General features: G+C 71.7%; 21 protein-coding genes and 1 pseudogene. 16 read left to right on the top strand and 6 right to left on the bottom strand.

Annotation, left to right across the window (positions count from 1 at the left end; all coding sequences use genetic code 11):
* Positions 1-91: 91 nt before the first annotated feature.
* Complete coding sequence (locus ACESMR_RS10040; RefSeq protein WP_373046923.1) at positions 92-850, bottom strand: SDR family oxidoreductase; 759 nt, start codon at positions 848-850, stop codon at positions 92-94.
* Positions 851-1,063: 213 nt separating this feature from the next.
* On the opposite strand from ACESMR_RS10040, the gene ada reads away from it, so the two are divergent.
* The 3 genes from ada (at position 1,064) to ACESMR_RS10055 (ending at position 4,483) form a co-directional block, all read left to right on the top strand.
* Positions 1,064-2,221, top strand: a complete 1,158-nt coding sequence (gene ada, locus ACESMR_RS10045) for a bifunctional DNA-binding transcriptional regulator/O6-methylguanine-DNA methyltransferase Ada (protein WP_373046924.1) — start codon at positions 1,064-1,066, stop codon at positions 2,219-2,221.
* A 124-nt stretch (positions 2,222-2,345) separates the two neighbouring features.
* Positions 2,346-3,593: an MFS transporter gene (locus ACESMR_RS10050; protein ID WP_373046925.1), complete on the top strand. Its 1,248-nt coding sequence runs from the start codon at positions 2,346-2,348 to the stop codon at positions 3,591-3,593.
* Complete coding sequence (locus ACESMR_RS10055) at positions 3,590-4,483, top strand: phosphotransferase family protein (RefSeq protein WP_373046926.1); 894 nt, start codon at positions 3,590-3,592, stop codon at positions 4,481-4,483. The genes ACESMR_RS10050 and ACESMR_RS10055 overlap by 4 nt, the downstream gene beginning before the upstream one ends.
* A 13-nt stretch (positions 4,484-4,496) precedes the next feature.
* Here the strand turns inward: ACESMR_RS10055 and ACESMR_RS10060 are convergent, their stop codons facing one another.
* Complete coding sequence (locus ACESMR_RS10060; protein WP_373046927.1) at positions 4,497-4,931, bottom strand: DUF1801 domain-containing protein; 435 nt, start codon at positions 4,929-4,931, stop codon at positions 4,497-4,499.
* A gap of 157 nt (positions 4,932-5,088) precedes the next feature.
* Between ACESMR_RS10060 and ACESMR_RS10065 the strand changes: the two genes are divergently transcribed.
* Positions 5,089-6,057 (top strand): zinc-binding alcohol dehydrogenase family protein, encoded by a 969-nt coding sequence (locus tag ACESMR_RS10065; RefSeq protein ID WP_373046928.1) that lies wholly within the window; start codon positions 5,089-5,091, stop codon positions 6,055-6,057.
* 54 nt (positions 6,058-6,111) lie between these two features.
* The gene (locus ACESMR_RS10070; RefSeq protein WP_373046929.1) at positions 6,112-6,867 is read left to right on the top strand and encodes a VOC family protein; all 756 of its coding nucleotides are present in this window, start codon (positions 6,112-6,114) and stop codon (positions 6,865-6,867) included.
* Positions 6,868-6,902: 35 nt separating this feature from the next.
* On the opposite strand, the gene ACESMR_RS10075 is transcribed toward ACESMR_RS10070, so the two are convergent.
* The gene (locus ACESMR_RS10075) at positions 6,903-7,472 is read right to left on the bottom strand and encodes a hypothetical protein (protein ID WP_373046930.1); all 570 of its coding nucleotides are present in this window, start codon (positions 7,470-7,472) and stop codon (positions 6,903-6,905) included.
* A 156-nt stretch (positions 7,473-7,628) separates the two neighbouring features.
* Between ACESMR_RS10075 and ACESMR_RS10080 the strand changes: the two genes are divergently transcribed.
* From ACESMR_RS10080 to ACESMR_RS10105, 6 genes are all read left to right on the top strand, one after another.
* Positions 7,629-8,069, top strand: coding sequence for a rhodanese-like domain-containing protein (locus ACESMR_RS10080; RefSeq protein ID WP_373046931.1), 441 nt, complete (start codon positions 7,629-7,631; stop codon positions 8,067-8,069).
* 120 nt (positions 8,070-8,189) lie between these two features.
* Positions 8,190-9,128, top strand: a complete 939-nt coding sequence (locus tag ACESMR_RS10085; protein ID WP_373046932.1) for a transporter — start codon at positions 8,190-8,192, stop codon at positions 9,126-9,128.
* A 148-nt stretch (positions 9,129-9,276) separates the two neighbouring features.
* Positions 9,277-9,723 carry a VOC family protein gene (locus tag ACESMR_RS10090; RefSeq protein ID WP_373046933.1) on the top strand — a complete coding sequence of 149 codons (447 nt, stop codon included), beginning with the start codon at positions 9,277-9,279 and terminating at the stop codon, positions 9,721-9,723.
* Between the two features lie 108 nt (positions 9,724-9,831).
* Entirely contained in the window at positions 9,832-10,107 is a 276-nt protein-coding gene (locus tag ACESMR_RS10095; protein ID WP_373046934.1) for a DUF2277 domain-containing protein, read from the top strand.
* Between the two features lie 104 nt (positions 10,108-10,211).
* On the top strand, positions 10,212-10,376 hold the full coding sequence (locus ACESMR_RS10100) for a hypothetical protein (protein WP_373046935.1): 165 nt from the start codon (positions 10,212-10,214) through the stop codon (positions 10,374-10,376).
* A gap of 111 nt (positions 10,377-10,487) precedes the next feature.
* On the top strand, positions 10,488-12,263 hold the full coding sequence (locus ACESMR_RS10105) for an ATP-binding domain-containing protein (protein WP_373046936.1): 1,776 nt from the start codon (positions 10,488-10,490) through the stop codon (positions 12,261-12,263).
* Here the strand turns inward: ACESMR_RS10105 and ACESMR_RS10110 are convergent.
* Complete coding sequence (locus tag ACESMR_RS10110) at positions 12,260-13,006, bottom strand: helix-turn-helix domain-containing protein (RefSeq protein WP_373046937.1); 747 nt, start codon at positions 13,004-13,006, stop codon at positions 12,260-12,262. The two genes, ACESMR_RS10105 and ACESMR_RS10110, sit on opposite strands and share 4 nt — an antisense overlap.
* Before the next feature lie 110 nt (positions 13,007-13,116).
* Between ACESMR_RS10110 and ACESMR_RS10115 the strand changes: the two genes are divergently transcribed.
* The 3 genes from ACESMR_RS10115 to ACESMR_RS10125 are packed head-to-tail and all read left to right on the top strand — an operon-like array spanning position 13,117 to position 16,083.
* Positions 13,117-13,590 (top strand): hypothetical protein, encoded by a 474-nt coding sequence (locus ACESMR_RS10115; protein ID WP_373046938.1) that lies wholly within the window; start codon positions 13,117-13,119, stop codon positions 13,588-13,590.
* The gene (locus tag ACESMR_RS10120) at positions 13,587-14,261 is read left to right on the top strand and encodes a class I SAM-dependent methyltransferase (RefSeq protein WP_373046939.1); all 675 of its coding nucleotides are present in this window, start codon (positions 13,587-13,589) and stop codon (positions 14,259-14,261) included. The genes ACESMR_RS10115 and ACESMR_RS10120 overlap by 4 nt, the downstream gene beginning before the upstream one ends.
* Before the next feature lie 16 nt (positions 14,262-14,277).
* Complete coding sequence (locus tag ACESMR_RS10125) at positions 14,278-16,083, top strand: glycoside hydrolase family 15 protein (RefSeq protein WP_373047113.1); 1,806 nt, start codon at positions 14,278-14,280, stop codon at positions 16,081-16,083.
* A gap of 4 nt (positions 16,084-16,087) precedes the next feature.
* Here ACESMR_RS10125 and ACESMR_RS10130 read toward each other — a convergent pair whose 3' ends face one another.
* Complete coding sequence (locus ACESMR_RS10130) at positions 16,088-16,633, bottom strand: DNA glycosylase AlkZ-like family protein (protein ID WP_373046940.1); 546 nt, start codon at positions 16,631-16,633, stop codon at positions 16,088-16,090.
* 15 nt (positions 16,634-16,648) lie between these two features.
* Positions 16,649-17,737: pseudogene (locus tag ACESMR_RS10135) on the bottom strand (epoxide hydrolase family protein); the annotation flags it as partial.
* 99 nt (positions 17,738-17,836) lie between these two features.
* Between ACESMR_RS10135 and ACESMR_RS10140 the strand changes: the two are divergent.
* A complete protein-coding gene (locus ACESMR_RS10140) occupies positions 17,837-18,223 on the top strand; it encodes a TetR/AcrR family transcriptional regulator (protein WP_373046941.1) in 387 nt (128 codons plus the stop codon).
* Positions 18,220-18,465 (top strand): hypothetical protein, encoded by a 246-nt coding sequence (locus tag ACESMR_RS10145; protein WP_373047114.1) that lies wholly within the window; start codon positions 18,220-18,222, stop codon positions 18,463-18,465. Before ACESMR_RS10140 ends, ACESMR_RS10145 begins: the two co-directional genes overlap by 4 nt.
* Positions 18,466-18,503 lie beyond the last annotated feature (38 nt).

An 18,503-nucleotide genomic window follows, 5' to 3' on the forward strand; every position in this document is an offset into this window, starting at 1 on the left:
GCCGCCCCACGGCCTCTCGTGCGCCGGCCGCGTGATCCGCGCGCGAGACGGAAGGAGGGCCCGGCTTCTGCGCCCGGACCTCCTCGCGTTCTCAGGTGCGGTTGATCGAGACGCCGCCATCGACGAGGAGGGCGGTACCAGTGGTGAATGCCGCGTCCTCCGACGCCAGGAAGAGCGCGGCCCGCGCGATCTCGTCTGGCGTCGCGATCCGCTTCAGCGCGTGCAGCCCCGCAACCCAGGCCCGCTGCTCCGGCGTCCTGGCGGTGAGGGATGGCGTGTCCGTCGCCCCCGGCAGCAGGGCGTTGACGCGGATCCCTTCCGGTCCGAGCTCCGCGGCGAGCGCCTTCGCCAGCCCGATCAGCCCGGCCTTGCTCGCCGCGTAGGCGGACATCGCCGGCATGCCGACCGAGTGGCCGACGAAGGTGGAGGTGAAGATCAACGAGCCGCCGCCCCTGGCGCGCATCGCGGGCACCTGGTGCCGCGCGGCGAAAAACGCACCGGTGAGATTGGTGGCGATGGTCTCCTCCCACCCCTCGACCGGAAGCTCCGCCACCGGCGCGAGGATGCCCGTGGTGCCGGCGTTGTTGCAGGCGACGTCCAGGCCGCCGAAACGCCCCACCGCCTCGTCGACGAGCGCCCTGGCGAAGGCGTCGTCACGCACGTCGCCGGCCAGCGCGGCGGCTTTTCCGCCGCTTCCGACGATCTCGTCGACGAGCCCGTCGAGCGCCTGCCGGCGCCGCCCGGCGACGACGACGCTCGCTCCCTCCCGTGCAAAGAGCATCGCCGTGGCGAGCCCGATCCCCGAGCTGGCGCCCGTGACGATGGCGACCTTGTCTTTCAACCGCTGCATCGATTCCGCTCCGTGTCCCTGGGTTCACGTCCGGCGCCGCCCGAGGGCGCCGCGCCGAACGAGGCGGAAGATGGAGCGGCGCCGGCAGGTCCTCACTCCGCTCCTTGCCCTCCAATCGGCTGCCGCGGAGCGGGCGAAACGAAAGCAAGAGCCGGAGTGTCTCTGGCTGCGACCACGGCTAGTGTGTTTTCGGTGAAGCACACGGACGGGAAGATGCAGCCGCGAAACGAGACGAAAGCACGTGCAGCAGCCGTCACCGCGGACCCGCGCTGGGCAGCGGTGCAGGCGCGCGATCCCGCTGCGGACGGAAGCTTCTTCTACTCGGTCCGGACGACGGGCGTGTACTGCCGCCCCTCCTGCGCATCACGGCCGGCGAAGGCCGAGAACGTCGCCTTCCACCAGCGCCGGGAGGACGCGGAAGCTGCGGGCTTCCGCCCCTGCAGGCGCTGCAGACCGGAGCAGCCGCCGCTGGCCGAGCGGCACGCGGCGCAGGTCGCGGCGCTCTGCCGCCTGATCGAGTCGAGCGAGGAGGTGCCGAGCCTCGAGGAGCTGGCGCGCCACGCGGGTTGGAGCGCCTTTCATCTCCACCGGGTCTTCAAGGCGACTACCGGGCTGACGCCCAAAGCCTACGCGTCGGCGCACCGGGCGAAGCGGGTCCGGGCGGCACTCGACGGGGCCGCCTCGGTGACGGAAGCGATCTACGAGGCGGGCTACAACTCGAGCGGGCGCTTCTACGAGAAGTCGGACGAGCTGCTCGGGATGACGCCGACGCGCTACCGCGGCGGAGGGGAGGGCATGGAGATCCGCTTCGCCGTGGCCCAATGCTCCCTCGGCTCCCTCCTCGTGGCTGCCACCCCGCGCGGCGTCTGCTCGATCCTCCTCGGTGACGAGCCCGAGGCCCTCGTCCACGACCTGGAGCGGCGTTTCCCGCGGGCGGCGCTGCTCGGCGCCGACGCTGCATTCGAGGCGCTCGTGGCCAGGGTGGTCGGCCTGGTGGAACGCCCGGGGCTCGGTGCGGACCTGCCCCTCGACATCCGCGGCACCGCCTTCCAGCAGCGGGTCTGGCGGGCGCTGCAGGTGATCCCGCCGGGAAGCACCGCGAGCTACGCGGCGATCGCCCGCGCGATCGGCCTGCCCTCGGCGACGCGGGCGGTGGCCGGCGCCTGCGCTGCCAACCCGATCGCGGTGGCGATCCCCTGCCACCGCGTGGTGCGAACCGACGGTGGACTCTCGGGCTATCGCTGGGGCATCGAGCGCAAGCGCGCGCTGCTCGAGCGGGAGCGAATTGCATCAGAGGGCCCGCCCCCCGATCGCCCCACGCCGAGCTCCAGGGTGGTCGACGAAGATCGCCTTGACCTCAAGTTCACTTGAGGGAGTAGGAAAAGCGCATCTCGAGAAGGTCGTGCGGTGAGTTTCGCTCCCGCCAGCCGTCTCATCACGAGCCGGACCAGCGTCACGTCCGGCGGTGCGTTCCGGATCGGATGGAGTTGGGAAGATGAGCAGCGGTGTAAAGGGGGAACGCGCGATCATCGCGATCGTCGGCGCGATCCAATTCGTCAACATCCTGGAGTTCATGATCGTGATGCCGATGGGCCCGGACTTCGCCAGGGCCCTCGGCATCCCCACCAGCCAGCTCGGCCTCATCGGCGGCAGCTACACCGCGGCCGCCTGCGTCGCCGGCCTCGCGGGCTCGTTCTTCCTCGACCGCTTTCCCCGGCGCACGGTGATCGTGACGGCGATGGTGGGGCTGGTGCTCTCCACCGGGGCCTGCGCGCTGGCCACGGATCTCACCACGCTGATGGCAGCCCGCGTCCTCGCCGGTCTCTTCGGCGGGCCGGCGACGAGCGTGGCGATCTCGATCATCACCGACGTGGTGCCGCCCGAGCGCCGCGGCAGGGCGATGGGCGCGGTGATGGGCGCCTTCTCCGCCGCCAGCGTGCTCGGCGTCCCCCTCGGGCTCGAGCTCGCCCGGCTCGTCGATTGGCGCGCGCCCTTCCTCGCGATGACGGCCCTCGGCCTGGTGGTCGTCGCCCTCGCACGGCTCCTCCTCCCGCGGCTCGACGGCCACCTGCAGGGCGGTCCCCGGCCCCGGGTGACCACCGCCTCCCTCCTGCAGCTCCTCGCCAGGCGGGAGGTGCTTCTCGCCTACGGCCTCGTCCTCGCGACGATGTTCTCGTCCTTCCTCCTCATCCCCAACATCTCGGCGCTGCTGCAGCTCAACTTCGCCTACCCGCGGGACGAGCTCGGCCTGCTCTACCTGGTGGGCGGCGCGATCAGCTTCTTCGTGATGCGCTACGCAGGGCGCCTCGTCGACCGGCATGGCTCGGCGCGGGTCGCCGCGGTGGGCACGCTCGCCTTCGCCGGCCTCACCTGGGCGTGGGCGGTAGGGCAGAGCGCGCTGCTGCCGATCCTGCCGGTCTTCGTGATCTTCATGGCCTTCCAGGCCGCACGCAACGTGAGCCAGCAGACCCTGACCTCGAAGGTGCCGGGCCCTGCGGAGCGGGCGAGCTTCCAGTCGCTGCAGTCGGCGGTGCAGCATGCCGCCGGGTCCCTCGGCGCCGTCTGCTCCTCGCTCCTGCTCGCCGAGCGCGGCGGCAGGCTGCTGGGCATGGAGCAGGTGGGGATCCTCGCGATTGGCTTCGGTCTGGCCGGCATCCCCCTCGCCTTCCTGCTCGAGCGGCGCGTCGTGGGGTCGAAGCCCGGCGCGGGGCTGTTGGCGGTGCCGCGCAGGAGTGAAGGATGAGCCCTTTTCCCGATGTGACAGCGGCCCGGGCTGCGATCGCTTCCTTCTTCCCCGAGCTCGCGGGGCTCGAGGTCGCACCGCTCGGCGCGGGCACCGACCACCGGGCGTTCGAGGTGGGCGGCCGGCTCGTCTTCCGCTTCCCGCGGCCCGAGGCTGCGGACCGGCTGCTCGTCGAGGCGCGCTTCTCCACGTGGCTCGCCGCGCGGCTGCCCCTGCCACTTCCCCGCTACCGCTACCTCGCGCCCCCCAGCGCGGCCTACACCCTGCCCTTCGGCGGCTACGAGAAGCTGCCCGGCACCCCCGGGCTGGAGCGGGACGGAGCGCCGAAGGTTGGCGCTCCCCTCGGCGATCTTCTGCGCGCGCTGCACGGGCTCGACACCGCCGAGGCACAGCGCCACGGCCTCCGGCCCGACGAGGATCCCGCGCTCGCCGCCTGGTCGGCGGAGGCGCTCGAGGAGCTGCGGCTGCTGCGGGAGCGGGGACTCGTCGAGGAAGGAGCTGCTGCAGCCTGGGGCGCCTATCTCGCCGCGCCGCCAGCAGCGGAGGTGGCGCCGCAGGTGATCCATGGCGACTTCGCCTCCGAGCACGTGCTCCTCGACGAGAGCGGCAGGCCCACCGGCGTCATCGATTGGAGCGACGCCGCCCTGGGCGATCCGGCGCGCGATCTCGCGGGCCTGCTGCATTGGGGCGGCGAGGCGCTTCTCGCTGCGGCGCTGGAGCACTACGGCCCGGTCGACGACACGGCGGTGGCGCGGGCCCGGTTCTATGCAGCCTGCCGCGCCGTGGCCGACATTGCCTTCGGCGCCCAGGAGGAACGACCGCTCTACGTGGCCATCGGCAGGCGCGCGCTCGCGGAGCTCGCACCCTCGTGCGTCGGGTCGGGCCGGTGAAGGCCACGCTCCGCTACAGCCAGCGGATCCACGATCGCACCAGGGCTTCGAAGGCGGCGCGGTTCTCCTCGATCTGCGCGCCTGCGCCGAGCGTGACGAGGGCGCGATCCTTCGCGCGCCAATCGAGCAGGCCCGCGGGATCGTCCACGTCGATCCCGGTGGTCGCCGTCGCCTTGACCTTCGCGCCGGTGTGGAAGACGAGCTGCACGCCATTCTTCGAGCGGAGGTTGAAGGTGGCGAAGAAGTCGCTGGTGCGGAAGCTCGGCGCGTTCCACTTGACTGCCTCCCGGATCGCGGGGTCGACGCCGAGGAGGATCCGGCGGACGCTCTCGATCTCCGCGCGCAGCGGGTGCTCGAGCGACTCGAGCAGCGCCGCGACGGCGGGGTCGGTCTGCGTCGCCGTCGGCGACTTCTTCGCGGACGTTGCCTTCTCGGACTTCGATCTCATCTCCACCTCCCGGCGGCACGAGGCTCTCGCCGGGCAGGGTAGCCTCGATCGGCAGGAGAGCGGTGGGGGGCGCCGCCGGATTTAGAAGCCTTTAGGGGTCGGGGTGCTGCAGGGATGCCAGCCTTCGGCGCTCGATGGGGGAGCAGGAAGCATGACGATGAAGGCAATTGCGCTCGATCGCTTCGGCGGTCCGGACGTGCTCGCGGTGCGCACCCTACCCGTCCCTGCGGTCGGGCCGCGCGAGGTGCTCGTCCGCGTGGAGTGGGCAGGTGTGGGCGAGTGGGATCCCTTCGAGCGGGAAGGCGGTTATGCCGAGATGCTCGGCATGGCGGTGCGCTTTCCCTACTTGCTCGGTTCCGAGGGCGCGGGAGAGGTGGTCACCGTCGGCGCGGAGGTGCGCTCCTGCAAGGTGGGCGATCGCGTCTACGCTGCCGGCTTCCTCAACCCGAAGGGCGGGTTCTACGCGGAATACGCTGCGGTCGACGCGGAGCTCGTCGCACGGATGCCGGCGGACATGCCCAGCGAGCAGGCCGCCGCGCTGGCGGGCGTCGGCCTGACCGCGCTGCGCGGACTCGACGACGTGCTCCACCTGCGGGCGGGCGAGACCCTTCTCGTCTTCGGCGCCTCCGGCGGGGTGGGTCACGTCGCCGTGCAGCTCGCCCGGCGGATGGGCGCTCGCGTCTTCGCCGTCGCCTCCGGCGCGGATGGCGTGGCGCTGGCCAGGCGGCTCGGCGCCGACGCAGCCGTGGACGGGCGCACGGTCGACGTGGTCGCAGCGGCGCGGGCCTTCGGCGGCGTCGATGCCGCGCTGCTCACCGCCGGCGGCGACGGGGCGGAGCGGTCGCTGCTCGCCGTGCGGGACGGCGGACGGGTCGCCTACCCGAATGGCATCCAGCCCGAGCCTGCCGGCAGGCCAGCGCTCTCCCTGCAACGCTACAACGGCGAGCCGGACTCCGAGATCCTCGGGCGGCTCAACCGCCTGGTCGAGGCCGGCCCCTTCGAGGTGCACGTGGGCCGGACCTTCGCCCTCGAGGAGGCTGCACGGGCGCACGAGGCCGTGCGGCGCCACCATCTCGGGAAGTTCGTCCTGCGCGTCCGGGACCCGAGGTCGCAGACCGACCGATGAGTCCCGGCGCGCCGGGGCGTCCAACGCTACGGACCTGAGCCACGTGAGGGAATCATGAGCGCAGCAGAGGGCCGTTTCGTTTGGTTCGACCTGGTTACCACCGACGCCGCAGCGGCGAAGCGCTTCTACGGTGAGATCGCCGGCTGGGGCACCACGCCCTTCACCGGCGCCGACTACGAGATGTGGACCGCAGGGGGCGTGCCCCTCGGCGGCGTCTCCGTGCAGGCAGGCACGGGGCCGCGCTGGATCGGCTTCGTCGCCCACCGGGACGTCGACGCGGCGATCGGACGAGCCGAGAAGATGGGCGGCAAGGTGATCGAGCCGCCGATGCAGATCCCCGGGGGTGGGCGCTTCGCCATCCTCGCGGACCCGCAGGGCGCGCGTTTCGGCATCTACACACCCGCCGCTGCGGAGGAGGTGGTCGTCCCCGACCGCACCAAGGCGGGGCAGTTCAGCTGGGCCGAGCTCCAGACCACCGATTGGAAGGCGGCGCGGGGCTTCTACGGCGAGCTCTTCGGCTGGCAGGAGAGCTCCTGCTTCGACATGGGGCCGGCGATGGGGAGCTACTTCGTCTTCGGTACCGACCCGAAGGACGGGCTGGGCGGCATGTTCGACGCCGCCCGGGTCTCGCAGCTGCCGCCGTTCTGGCTCCACTACGTCCAGGTGAAGAGCGCCGACGCCAGCGCGAAGCGGATCGCCGAGCTGGGCGGCACGATCCTCCACGGCCCCGCGGACATCCCCGGTGGCGGCAGGATTGCGCAGTGTCTCGATCCCCAGGGCGCGGCCTTCGCCGTGGTCTCGGATTCCTGAGCACAGCGAACGATCGGATCCGCGGCGGGCGTTCGCTACGAAGGCGAACGCTCGTCCCGTGCGGCGAGCCACGCAGCCCAGAACGCCTTCCACTCCTGCACCGCCTCCGCTGACGGCAGCTTCGCGTGCTGGACGGTGACCTTCACCCTGCCGCCGGCGACCGGCTGGATCGCAAGCTCGGCGGTTCCGGGGCCGATGGCGAGGCGGACGTTCTTCGACGTGGGCCGTGACCGGAGCTCGGTCTGCACGTCCGGAAAGAGCGCAGCCCGGGCCGTCGGATCGAGGAGCCGCTCGCGCAGGGCGGCGGCATCGACGGTGATGGTGCGGGAGAGGTTCGCCTCGAAGGTGCCGTCGGGGCGCTGCCAGGGCAGGCGCAGGCCGGTGATCCGCTCGTAGCCCACGGTCACCGTCTGTGCCCACCAGCCCTCGACCCCCTGCTCGTCCTGGAGGAAGGCGGCGATGGCGCCGTGGCCGGCGCCGCGTCCCGGCCAGGCATCGATGAGGTCGCACCACGCGTCCCAGCCCCTTCCGGTGGCGGCGCGGACGGCTTCGTCGCTCATCTCCGGCTGGGCGGCCCACTTCCTGCCGCTGGTGCGCGTTGCCATCCCTTCCTCCCTGTGGTCCGGTGAATCCTACGCCAGGCGGGTGGCTCCTACGCGGTACGAGGCGGCCACTGCCGCCCGGAAGGAGCGTGACCGATGTGCCGGAGAGTTTCCTGCTCGAAATGCGGTCGTCCCACCTGGGCCGGCTGCGGAGCGCACGTGGAGCAGGTGCTCGGCAACGTGCCCAAGGACGATCGCTGCCGCTGCCGGGAGGAGAAGGCGGCTGCCGGCGGAGCCGCGGGCGGCAAAACGACCGATCTGCTGCGCAAGGGCGTCATCGCCATCGGCATCGCCCTGGTGGCCTGGTTCGCCTTCGGCCGCGCGAGCGGCGACACCACCGGCAGCGAGGCCCGGGCGCTGGTGGAGCAGGGCGCGCAACTGGTCGACGTGCGCACGCCGGCGGAGTTCGCCGAGGGGCACGTGCCCGGCGCCGTGAACATCCCGGTGGACGAGATCGAGCGGCGGGCCGGCGAGATCGAGAAGGACGAGCCGGTGGTGCTCTACTGCCGCAGCGGCGCCCGGAGCAGCCGCGCTGCCGGGATCCTCGAGGCGGCGGGCTACGAGCACGTCCACGACCTGGGGCCGATGAGCAATTGGTAGGGACGGATCGCCTACCGCTCGCCGTCCTCGTTCACCGCCCCGATGCCTCTGTCGCAGGCAGAACGCCCACCCCCCGCCGCAACGGGCGTTCGGATCGGGCGGCACCGCTAGCTTCGGCGGATGAAGCAGGCGATCCGCTCGTGCCTCTCGGTTGGCCTCGCCCTTGCGGCTGCTGCCGCCCTCGCCTTGCCCGGGCTCGTCCACGCGCAGCAGCAGCTCGGCAACAAGGTCCTCGGCACCGCCGGCATCGACGCAGGCTCGCAGCGTCCGCCGGGCCTCTACCTCGCCGATCGCTTCGCCTGGTACCACGCCAACGAGCTCGTCGACCGGGAAGGAGCGGAGGTTCCGGTGGGCCTCGATCTCGACGTGGTGGCCAACGCCATCGGGCTCGCGCTCACCCTCGAGATCGCGCCGATCGACACCTTCGTGAACCTCTCGGTGGCTGTCCCGGTGGCCCGGATCCGCAGCAACACCGAGCGCCCGGAGGCGAGCGTCGACAACCTCGGATTCGCGGACCTCTACGTGCAGCCACTCGGCCTCGGCTGGCAGTTGCCGGGGGCGGACCTCGTCACGAGCTACGGCTTCTACGCGCCCACCGGCAGGTCCGCGCCGGGTTCCGGTGGCGTCGGCAGGGGGCAGTGGACCCACCAATTCTCCGCCGGCGGAACCATCTACCTCGCCACCCGAAGGTCGTGGCGCTTCTCGCTCCTCGGGAGCTACGAGCGCAACCAGAAGAAGCGTGACGTCGACATCACCCGGGGCGACACCCTCCAGTTGCAGGGCGGCTTCGGCGGGCCGGTGCACCCGGCGGTGAACGTCGGCCTCGCCGGCTACGCACTCTGGCAGGTCGAGGACGACAGCGGCGCCGATCTCCCGCCCATCCTCCGCGGCGCACGGGACCGTGCCTTCGGCGTGGGTCCGGAGGTCTCCGTGCTCGTTCCTCCGATTCGCAGCAGGTTCGGCGCGCGCTACGAGCACGACCTCTCGGTGCGCTCCCGGCCCTGGGGCGGGATCCTCCTGCTCGAGTTCACCTTCCTCGCCTGGAGCCCGGAGAGGTGAGGCTGGGCGAGGTGACAGGCCAGGTGCGCCGCCGGCCGGAGTTCGCCTCGGTCTGATGGGCCCGCGCCGGGGCGTTGCGACGGCGCGTCCCCTTCCCCATCGTCCCGCGGCTGCCGCTCGTGGGTGAGCGGCCGAAGGGGGAAGAGCCATGGGGATCGGCAGGACGATGGCGATACCGACGCTCGCGGTGACGGACCTCGCGGAGGCGCGACGCTTCTACGGGCAGCTGCTCGGCTTCGAGGAGATCGAGACACCCGGCGAGGAGGACGCCGCGCTCTTCCGCGTCGGCAACGGATCGCCGCTGCTGGTCTACGAGCGGCCCAGCGTCTCCGGCTCCACCGCCACGGCGTGTGCGTTCACCGTGGAGAACGTCGAGGAGACGGTGGCTCGGCTTCGCAAGCAGGGCGTGCGCTTCGAGGAATACGACATGCCGGAGATGGGGCTGAAGACCGTCGACGGCGTCGCCACGATGGATGGCTTCAAGAGCGCGTGGTTCAAGGATCCGTGGGGCAACATCCTCGCCATCGAGGACGCGATGGTGGATCAGCTGCGCCGCGGCTCGACGACCGGCGCATACGAAGGCGCCCACCCCTGAGCGGCTTTCCCGCCGCTCCGACGCACCGCCTACCGGAGAACCGCTCGCTCTGCTCTCATCGGAGCCGAGGCCGCGGACCGCTCCATAGGTTGCGGCAGGGAGTGAGCCATGTGCCGCAACATCAAGACGCTCTTCAACTTCGAGCCGCCGGCGAGCGACGCGGAGATCCGCGCCGCCGCCCTTCAATTCGTCCGGAAGCTGAGCGGCTTCAACAAGCCCTCGCAGGCGAACCAGCAGGCCTTCGATCGCGCAGTCGAGGAGGTGGCGGCAAGCGCACGGGTCCTCCTCGCGTCGCTCTCGACGACCGCCCAGCCGCGCGACCGCGAAATCGAGGCGGAGAAAGCGCGCGAGCGCTCGCGCCTCCGCTTCCGGCGCGAGGCCTGAAACGGCTGGTACGCCTGGCCGCGAACCGCGCCGGGGGACGCACGCTCGTGGGCTGCCCCCGTCGCACCCGCCGTGTTTAGCCTGATCGTGAAAGGAGATTCCCGATGGCATTGCTCTGGCTTGCTGTGGCGCTCTTCGTGGTCTGGCTCCTGGTCGTCCTCTTCGCCGAGGTGGCGGGGTTTGCGATCCACCTGCTCCTCTTTGCGGCGGCTCTCGCCGTCGTCGCCTACTTCGTTCGCAAGGGAGCCGCCAGAACGAGCAAGGTATAGCGCGCCTGCCGTCGATCCGCTGGGGCCGCCAGCGCCGACGCCACGGCGAAATCCGGGTGCAAGCTTGTTTGTTCGGCGGGGTTCTGGTCTATGCGCCCGCCGGAGGAAGCCGTGGCAACCCAGCTCCATCGTCGATTCGAAACGCTCCGCTCCCTGGCGGAGGCAGCTCCCCGTCCCGTCGCCGCCCACCTGCGCATCGAGAACGACGGCAGAACGCGCGACATCCTGCTCGGTGATTCGGGGGCGCCTTCCGCGCGGCCGCCGATCGTCGATTGGGCGAGCGCCCCCCTGGCCGACGTCTTCTTCGAGACCCGCGAGGGAGACGAGTACGAGCTGGAGCTGGGCGAGCGTCTGCTCGAGGGCCGCGTCCTCGAGCGCAACCTGCTCCGGATCGAGGGCGAGGAGCTGGTCGAGGTGATCACCGAGAACGGCCGCTGCCGCCGCGGCGCGGACGGCCTCGTCGTCGAGCCGATCGAGCCCGTGCTCCGGCCGCGGGAAGGCGACCGCCGGCCTCGCACCGTGAAGCTCGATGCAGCGCAGCAGGCGATCGTCGACCTGCCCGCCCGCAGCGCGGCCCTCGTCCTCGGTGAGGCTGGCGCCGGAAAGACCACCGTCGCCGTCCACCGGATCCAGAAGCTCCTCACCGAGAACCCGAAGTGGAAGGCGGGCGTGATCGTGCCCACCGAGCCGCTGCGCCACCGGATCGAGTCGATGCTCGATCGCCTGGGCGTCCGCGGCGTGCCGGTCTACAGCTTCGATCGCTGGGCCGCCATCGAGGCCCGCCGGGTCTTCCAGGATCTCCCCACCAGGGACAGCCGCTACGCCCCTGCGGGCGTGGTGCGGATCAAGCGCGACCCCGCCCTGCGCGTGGCGATGAAGAAGCTCCTCGAGCGCAAGGGGAAGAAGGGCTCGATCGGCATCGCCGATCTCGGCGAGCTCTTCAGCGATCGCTCGCTGCTGGAGCTCATGGCGGCCCACGCCGATCCCGTCGTGCCGATCGCGCAGATCGACGAGGTCCTCGCCCACACCTCCGCGCAGCTCTCCGCCAGCACCGAGGAGGAGTGGGCCGGCAGCGACGCCGAGTCGCTGACCACCATGGACGGCCAGGCGATCGACGAGGGCACCGATCTCGCCGACGCCGGCACCATGGATCCCGAGGATCCGCCCGTTCTCTTCGCCCTCGACAAGATGCACGCAGCGCTGGGCGGCAGGAAGGCGCTGGAGCCGAAGCGCTTCGATCTGCTCTTCGTCGACGAGGCGCAGGAGCTCGGTCCCTTCGAGCTCGAGCTCATCGGCCGCGCCCACCGCGGCTCGCTCATCGTCGCCGGCGACGCGGGCCAGCAGGTCGATCCCAGCGCCAACTTCCGCGGTTGGGAGGCGACGCTCGCAGATCTCGGCGTGCCGAAGGCGGCGCGGGCGGAGCTGAAGATCGGCTACCGCTGCCCGCCGCCCATCGCCGACTTCGCCCACGCCATCGCAGGCGACGGCGCAGCCAGCCCCTCGGAGGCGGTGCGCTTCGCGCCGCAGGGCCACGAGAGCCACGTCGTCGCCTGGATCGTCGAGGAGATCCGCACCCTGCGGCAGCAGGATCCCGCGATCACCATCGGCGTGGTGGTGCGCGACGCCGCGCGCTTCACCAGGCTGCTCGCCAGGGCGACGCCCGTGGTGGGCGCGGAGGAGCTCCGTCCCGGCGCGACCCACGTGGTCTCGGTGCTCGCAGCCAAGGGCCTCGAATTCGACACGGTGATCGTGGCCGACACGGACGCCCGCTCCTTCCCCGACACCCCGGCGTCGCGGCGAGCGCTCTACGTTGCGATCACCCGCGCCACGCACCAGCTCGCCCTCGGCTGGAGCGGCAGGGCGAGCCCGCTCCTCGCCCGCGACTAACGACGGCTGCGGCGCTGGAGCGCCGAGGGCGTCAGCCCGAACATCTCCTTGAAGGTGCGGGTCATGTGGGCGGCGTCCGCGAAACCGGCCGCCGCCGCCGCCTCCGAGAGCGGCGTCCCCGCGACGATGGCGGTGGCAGCCAGCTGGAAGCGCACCCAGCGAACGTAGGGGCGGATCGGGATGCCAACCGACGCCGTGAAGACGTGCAGCAGACGGGAGGGCGAGAGGCCGACGCGCTCCGCGAGGCGTTCGAGCGAGACCTCGCGGTCGGGGAGCTGGTCGCGGATCGCGCGCACCACCTCGCGCGCCCGCGGGTGCATGCGCGGCAGCTCCCACGGACCTCCGGCGAGCCGGGAGATGGCGCGCTCGGCCCAGGCCGAGAGCTCGTCCCGCCCCGGCGCAGGCGGCAGGCCGGCGAGGAGCGCGCTGCGGGCTGGATCGTCGAGGAAGGAGGCGCCCCCCTCGATCGATGCGGCCAGGCGGGCGCCGGGCACCGACTCCGGATCGACGAAGAGCAGGAGCACGTCGCAGCCGCTCGCATCGACGGCATGCTCGACGTCCGGACCGGTGAGGAGCCCGGCAGCCGCCCGGCTCTCCCCGCCGACCTGTACCCGCAGCGTGCCTGCCCGGGCGAGCACGAGGTGGAGGTTGTGGTGCCGGTGGGGCTCGCTCACCGTACCCGGCGCCGCAGCGGCGAGGAGCGGGGGCCAGATGGTGAGCGGCGCAGCTGCGGGGAGCTCCATCCGCAAAGTTTAGCGCCTTTGCGCCGCCCTGCAGCAGATCGCAGCAGGTCCGTTCAAGCACACGGACCCCTCGGAGCTGCAGATTCGGGGTCGTTGCCACGGAGGAAGAGATGGCCCCGCTGATCGCACTGCTGCTGACCTATGCCCTGGCGCGCCTCGTGCTGCGCCACCCGCGTGACCGCACCCTGCCCGGCCGCCTGGCCCTCGCCGCCATGCTGATCCTGACCGCGAGCGCGCACTTCACCTCCACCGAGGCGCTGGCGGCGATGATCCCGCCGGCCTTCCCGGCGCCGGTCCACCTCGTGCACGCGACGGGCGTCGCGGAGCTCGCCTTCGCCGTGCTGCTGGTCGCCCGGCCCACGCCGATCCTGGGCTGGACCCTCGTCCTCTTCTTCCTCGCGGTCCTTCCCGCCAACATCCATTCGGCGCTGGCCTCGGTCGGCTACGGCGGCCACGGTCCCGCCTATCTCTGGTTCCGGATCCCGCTCCAGCTCCTCTTCATCTGGTGGGCCGCCTTCTTCACCGGCCTGCTGCAGCGCCGGGATCGGTCCTACGCGGCGACGCGGGAAGCGGGCGCCAGATGAGCCCCGCCACGCTCTACGATGCAATCAATACGCTCCTCTTCCTCCGCTGGGGTGGGAGCGGCAGGCTGCGACAGGCGCTGGTGGATTCGCTCGACGTCCGTCCCGGCCAGCGTGTGCTCGAGCTCGGCTGCGGGACCGGCCAGGTGACGGCCCGCCTGCTGGCTGCAGGCGCCGAGGTTTGCGCCGTGGACAGGCTCGACGACATGCTCGCGGCCTCGCGTCGACGTGCGCCTGGCGCCACCTTCGTCCGCGGCGACGTGTTCGAAGCAGAGATCGGGACGAACTTCGACCGCGTGGTGCTCTCCTTCGTGCTCCACAGCTCCGAGTCCGCAGGACGGCTCCGTCTGCTGCGCCGCGCTGCTGCTGCGCTCGGTCCCGGTGGCAGCATCGGCGTCCTCGAGTGGGCCCTGCCCGCCGGACCGTTGGCAGGCGCTGCCTGGAGGGCCCTCCTGGCCCGGCTCGAGCCGGCGCCCGCAGGCACGCAACAGATCCTCGACGGGGCGCTCGGGCAGGAAGCGGCCCGCGCCGGCCTCCGCATCGCGAGCCACCGCCCTCTGGCAGGTGGAAGAGTCCAGCTGCTCGTTCTCACCCCCGGGGCGGAGCGTGCGGCGGCCGACCAGCAGCGCCCCGCTGCCGGTGCAGCGGTTGCACCAACCGGCGGGACGACTTAGCTCTCGTGGGTCCACGATCGCCGGCGAGGCGCCATTGCCCATCGAAGACTACGCGCTCATCGGAGACACGCGGACCGCGGCCCTGGTGAACCGGAACGGATCGATCGACTGGCTCTGCCTGCCCCGCTTCGATTCCGGCGCCTGCTTCGCCGCGCTCCTCGGCGATCCGCACAACGGCCGGTGGCTGCTCCGGCCGGCGGGCGAAGTGCGCGCCACCAGGCGCCGCTACCGCGGCGAGACCCTCGTCCTCGAGACCGAGTTCGAGACGGCGGACGGTACCGTTCGCGTGATCGACTGCATGCCGCCCGACGAGGAGATCCCCAACCTCGTCCGCGTGGTCGAGGGGGTCGAGGGCGCGGTCCCGATGCGGATGGAGCTGGTCATCCGCTTCGACTACGGCTGGGTCGTGCCGTGGGTGCGGCGGGTCGATGGTGTCCTCAGCGCGGTGGGCGGCCCCGACGCCCTCGAGCTGCGCACGCCGGTCGAGCACCACGGCGAGAACCTCACCACCGTCGCCGACTTCACCGTGCACGAGGGGCAGCGGGTCCCCTTCGTCCTCACCTGGCATCCCTCCCACGAGCCCCCGCCGCCAGCCATCGACGCGGAGGCGGCCGTCGCGCTCTCCGAGAGCTGGTGGCAGCGCTGGTCCTCGCGCTGCACGCACGTGGGCCCGTGGCGCGAGGCGGTGATGCGCTCGCTGTTGACGCTCAAGGCGCTGACCTACACGCCCACCGGTGGAATCGTCGCCGCGCCGACCACCTCGCTGCCCGAGCACATCGGCGGCGTCCGCAACTGGGACTACCGCTACACCTGGCTGCGCGACGCCACCTTCACCCTCTACGCGCTCCTGTCGAGCGGCTACCGGGAGGAGGCCTGTGCGTGGCGGGAGTGGCTGCTCCGCGCGGTGGCCGGCTCACCCCAACAGCTCCACCTGATGTACGGCGTCGCCGGCGAGCGAAGGCTGCCGGAGCTCACCCTCGACTGGCTCCCCGGCTACGCCGGCTCGGCGCCGGTGCGGGTGGGCAACGCGGCGATCAAGCAGCGGCAGCACGACGTCTACGGCGAGGTGATGGACGCGCTCCACGTGGCGCGGAAAGCAGGGATCCCGCCGAGCGCCAACGCCTGGCGCCTGCAGCGCGAGCTGCTCGACCTGCTCGAATCGAAGTGGAAGGAGCCGGACGAAGGGCTCTGGGAGGTGCGCGGTCCGAGCCGGCACTTCACCCACTCGAAGATGATGGCGTGGGTCGCCTTCGACCGGGCGGTGAAGGCGGTGGAGCGCAGCGGCCTCGAGGGTCCGGTGGAGCGGTGGCGGGTGAGCCGCGACACCATCCACCGGGAGGTCTGCAGCAGGGGCTGGGACGCCGCGAAGAAGGCGTTCACCCAGTCCTACGATTGCCCCCAGCTCGACGCCGCGCTGCTGATGATGCCGCTCGTGGGTTTCCTGCCCCACCACGATTCCCGCGTGATTTCCACCGTGGCGGCGATCGAGCGGGAGCTGCTGCACGGGGGGCTGCTGCTCCGCTACAAGACCGCCGAGTGCCAGGACGGCCTCCCTCCCGGCGAGGGGACCTTCCTGCTCTGCAGCTTCTGGCTCGCGGACAACTACGCGATGCAGGGTCGGCTCGACGAGGCGAGGACCCTCTTCGAGCGCTTGCTCGCCCTGCGCAACGACGTGGGCCTGCTCGCGGAGCAATACGATCCGATCGCGGGTCACCAGCTCGGCAACTTCCCGCAGGCCTTCTCCCACGTCGGCCTGATCAACACCGCCTACAACCTCACGCCGCGGCCTCCGGCACCCGCGCTCGAGCGCGAGCGCAGCTGACCTTTCAGAAGAGCAGCTCCCGATGGGCGGCCTCCGGCGCGGCGAAGAGGAGGAGCCGCTCGCCCTCGTCCCGGAGGGCGGTGCGCTCCTGGCGCGACGGACGCCGCAGCAGCTCGAGCTGCAGCACGGCGCGCTGCCGCTGCTGCTCGAGGCGCCAGGTACCGGCGACGAAGCCGTCGAGGAGCACCGTGCCGGGGATCTGGCCGTTCTTCGAGGAGAAGATCGTGCGGCGCAAGGGCTCGGGCACGATCCGGCCGCGATCGGCGTGGGAGAGCACCAGGTTGTCGAAGGGGGCGACGAGGCGCACCGGTGCGGATGTGGCGGGGCCGAAGGCGGCGAGGTAGCGGCGGATCAGCGCCTGCAGCGAGGGCCGCCTGGCGAGTGGCTTGCCCAGCCATTGCTGCGCGGTGGCGAGCACCGGCTGGCCGCTGGTGCGCCAGAGGCCGCGGGGCGGGATCTGCACCAGCGGCAGGAGGTTGCGGATCGTGAGCTCGAGCAGGGCGCGGTTGAGCGCCCGTGGGCAGAGCGTCGCTTCGTCTCGTCTCGACATTTCCGTCCTCCCTGCTCAGCGGAAGCGGCGGAAGAACGTCTGCAGATCCGCCGCCAGCAGGTCCGGGCATTCCATCACGGCGAAGTGGCCACCGCGGTCGAAGGTGGACCAATGCACGACGTTGTTCGCCCGCTCGGCGAAGCTGCGCACGGAGCGGAAGTCGTGGGGGAAGACCGCGACGCCGGTCGGCGTGGGGTTGGGCACCTCGCGGTAGCCGGCGTTCGACCGCGCGTCCTCGAAGTAGATGCGCGCCGAAGATCCGCTCGTCGCGGTGAGCCAGTAGAGCGTCACCTGGGTGAGGAAGAGGTCGCGGTCCACCGCGAGCTCCGTCGTCCCGAAGTTGGTGTAGAGCTCGCTGTTCCAGGCGAGCAAGCCCGCAGGCGAATCGACCAGCGCGTAGGCCAGGGTCAGGGGCCGGGTCGACTGGATCGCGCGGAAGCCCGCCCGGCTCTCGAAGTCGGCGAGGATCTTCATCCCCTCCATCTCGAAGGGCGTGAGCTTCTCCATCTCGCCAGGGGCGCCGGTCGGGAAGGCGAAGATCTGCAGCATGTGGACACCGGCGAGGCCCCCGGGCTGGAGGATCCCCAGCTCGCGGGTGATCCCCGCGCCGGCGTCATGGCCGTGGGCGCCGTAGCGGTCGTAGCCGAGCCGGCGCATCAGCTGGTGCCAGGCCCTGGCGATGCGTGCGCTGTCCCAGCCCGGCTCGGTGGTCGGCCCCGAGAAGCCGTAGCCCGGGATCAAGGGGATGACCAGGTGGAACGCGTCGGCGGGATCGCCTCCGTGGCGCCGGGGATCGGTCAGGCGGTCGATCATGCCCTCGTAGTCGGCGAAGGAGCTGGGCCAGCCGTGGGTGAGGAGCAGCGGCATCGCCCCCGGCTCCGGCGAGCGCACGTGCACGAAGTGGATGCGCTGGCCGTCGATCGTGGTCGTGAATTGCGGGCGGGCGTTGAGCCTGGCCTCCGCGGCGCGCCAGTCGTAGCCGGTGCGCCAGTAGGCAGCGAGCTCCTGCACCCAGGGCAGCGGCGCCCCGTAGCTCGCCCCCACCCCGGGGAGCTGGTCGGGCCAGCGGGTCCTCGCGAGGCGCTCGCGCAGATCCTCGAGCGCCGCCTCGGGGACCTAGATGCGGAACGAATGATTCCGTTCCATATTTGGGACCGAGCTTGTCGCTGTGTCAAGCCGTCCTGCGAGGAGTGAGAGAAAGCGATGGGAAATTCGCCACATAGCGGAAGGCGCGCCCAGGCCGCCGAGAACGACCGCCGGATCCTCGAGGCGGCACATGCAGTCTTCGTGGCCGATCCCGCCGCACCGATCGCCGCGGTGGCGGAGCGGGCCTGCGTGGGGATCAGCGCCCTCTACCGGCGCTATGCGAGCAAAGAGGAGCTGCTCCGCAAGCTCTGCGGCAACGGACTCGCCCTCTACCTCGAGGCAGCGGAGGCGGCGTACGCGGACGAGGGTGACCCGTGGCAGGCGTACGTGGGCTTCATGCGCCGGATCGTCGAGGCGGATACGCACTCCCTCACCCTGCGGCTCGCCGGACCTTCGAACCGACGGCGGCGCTCTTCACCGACGCCGAGCGGGCGCGGGAGCTGAGCGTTCGGCTCTTCGAGCGGGCGCAGCAGGCCGGCGCGATTCGGGAGGGGGTGGAGCCCACCGACGTCGCGCTCCTCTTCGAGCAGATCGCCGCCATCCGGGTCGACAACCCGGCGCGCACCGCCAGCTTGCGGCAGCGGGCCCTCGCCATCGCACTCGAGGGACTCCGGTCCCGGGAACGTTCGCCGCTGCCCGGGCCGCCACCGAGCTGGGAAGAGGTGAACGCCCGGTGGACGAGGTGAGCGTGACGGCGGTCTTCTCGAGTCGGCGCCGGTGGCGC

This window comes from Vulgatibacter sp. (assembly GCF_041687135.1).
Lineage (GTDB): Bacteria > Myxococcota > Myxococcia > Myxococcales > Vulgatibacteraceae > JAWLCN01.